Origin of the sequence: Nonomuraea sp. NPDC050643, from assembly GCF_040654715.1 — a bacterium.
GTDB lineage: Bacteria > Actinomycetota > Actinomycetes > Streptosporangiales > Streptosporangiaceae > Nonomuraea.
The window spans coordinates 1-2,283 of the sequence record NZ_JBFAIM010000163.1; the positions used below are offsets into that span (position 1 = coordinate 1).

1 protein-coding gene is annotated in these 2,283 nt (G+C 30.4%); it reads left to right on the forward strand.

Features of this window, described 5'->3' with window-relative positions; translation table 11 throughout:
• The first annotated feature begins 1,077 nt into the window (after nt 1-1,077).
• Complete coding sequence (locus AB0I15_RS66680) at nt 1,078-2,001, forward strand: protein rep (protein WP_031864528.1); 924 nt, start codon at nt 1,078-1,080, stop codon at nt 1,999-2,001.
• Nucleotides 2,002-2,283 lie beyond the last annotated feature (282 nt).

The window sequence follows — 2,283 nt, forward strand, 5'->3', positions numbered from 1 at the left end:
CCATTCGGTAGCCATTTCTGTGCAAAATATTGATTTGACAGTGTCAAATGGGATTCCTATTTATGCGATAAAAATTGTTATATGACTCCCGAACGGCTACACAAAAGATACCGAATAGCTACACAAAATCAAAAATGGATACCAAATAGCTACATTATTAGGTAGCTATTTGGGAGCTAAAAGGGAGCCAAATGGTAGCCAAAATCAAAATGCACTGCTGCCTTTTTTGAATATTATTAATCGGGTTTTAGCTTTTTTCTAAGAAGAATAATTGAGATTAAAAATATATTTTTCTTTCTGAAAGTGTTGAGAAATGAATTTTAAAATGATTCATAGCCTCTCTTTTGAACGAAAGAAATTTTTGTTTGTTTTTATATTCGAAATGATTAAATGTCCTAGAAAGGGCTTAAAATGCAAAATAAAAGAACCACTCATTTTTTGAGTGGTCTTCTGGATAATGGTTATCATATTGTGCAATTAAAAGGAGCACTGTATTGAGCATACCACACGCATTTATGCCGAGAAAATTTATTGTGCGTTGAGAAGAACCCTTAACTAAACTTGAAGACGAATGTCGGCATAGCGTGAGCTATTAAGCCGACGATTCGACAAGTTTAGGGATTGTTAAGGGTTCAGAGGCTCAACGTCAATAAAGCAATTGGAATAAAGCATTAAAAATAGCCACTCAGCAATTGAATGACTATGGGTTGGGAAAAGAACTATTTCATGCTAAAAGATTTAATGATGTTTGAGGATAATGCTATATTTTTACCTTAACACTTATTTAATTGCAGTGCATTTAAAAGTATTTAACGATGAGATTTTTTTGGCTTTTTTGAAACGAGTGAAACGAGTTTCTTCTTGTCTTGATACTATAGGTAACTATTCCCGTATGGTTACCTGTCTCTAGATTAGTTGATATGACTGTCTTTGAACGCAAAAAAAGTTGCTTTTTCATACCTAGTATAGTAGAGTTTATGGTGACCAAACCAAAACTTTACATGAAAGGAGAAAAAGCAACTTTTTTGTTATAAAAACTTTGTATACAACTTAGTTGTTTTTACAGTGATTTAATATATGGAAAAGTATACTGAGAAAAAACGGAGAAATCAAGTATTTCAGAAATTTATTGAACGGCATGTCAAAGAAGGACAAATGGATTTGATAAGGGAGTGCAATACATTCTTGAGTTTTGTGGCAGATAAAACATTAGAGAAACAGAAATTGCATAAATCTAATTTATGTAAAAATCGATTTTGTCCTGTATGTGCATGGCGAAAAGCGAGAAAAGATGCGTTAGGTTTATCATTGATGATGCAATATATTAAGCAAAAAGAAGATAAACAATTCATCTTTTTAACACTTACCACGCCAAATGTTACAGCTGAGCATTTAGAAAGTGAAATTAAAGCTTATAATCACTCTTTTCAAAAGATGTTTAAGCGTAAAAAAGTAATTTCTGCTACGAAAGGTTATGTAAGAAAATTAGAAATTACTTACAATAAAGAACGTGATGACTATAACCCGCATTTTCATGTTTTAATTGCAGTAAATAAGTCATATTTTACAGATAAAAGATATTATATTAGCCAAAAAGAATGGCTTGAATTATGGCGTGACGTAACGGGAATTTCAGAAATTACACAAGTTCAAGTTCAAAAAATAAGACAAAATAACAATAAAGAGTTATATGAAATGGCTAAGTATTCTGGTAAAGATAGTGATTATTTAATAAATCAAAAAGTATTTGATGCATTCTATAAATCTCTTAAAGGTAAACAGGTATTAGTTTATTCAGGATTATTTAAAGATGCTAAAAAGAAATTAAAAAATGGAGATTTAGATTACTTAAAAGAAATTGATCCAACCGAATACGTGTATCAAATTTTTTACATGTGGAATAAAAATGAATATTTAGCGAGTGAAATTTTTGATTTAACAGACGAAGAAAAACAAAAAATAAATCATCAAATGATAAATGAAATTGAAGAAGAAAAATAAAAAACAAAACGCTACTCGAAAAAAAGAGTGAGCGTTTTTTGTTTTGTTAGAAAAAATTAAAGATGTTTTTCTGAAAAAGGTTTGAGATTTTGAAATGAAAAATATGAGGGTATACAGGTGTAATATTGCAACTATTGCTATTAAAGAGCATAAGAGGAATCCTACACAGAAATGTCTCCGTATGTAGCCATTCGGTAGCCATTTCTGTGCAAAATATTGATTTGACAGTGTCAAATGGGATTCCTATTTATGCGATAAAAATTGTTATATGACTCCCGAACG

Coding starts and splice junctions, on each gene's coding strand:
- AB0I15_RS66680 (WP_031864528.1), top strand. CDS start 1,078: ATGGAAAAGTATACTGAGAAAAAACGGAGAAATCAAGTATTTCAGAAA.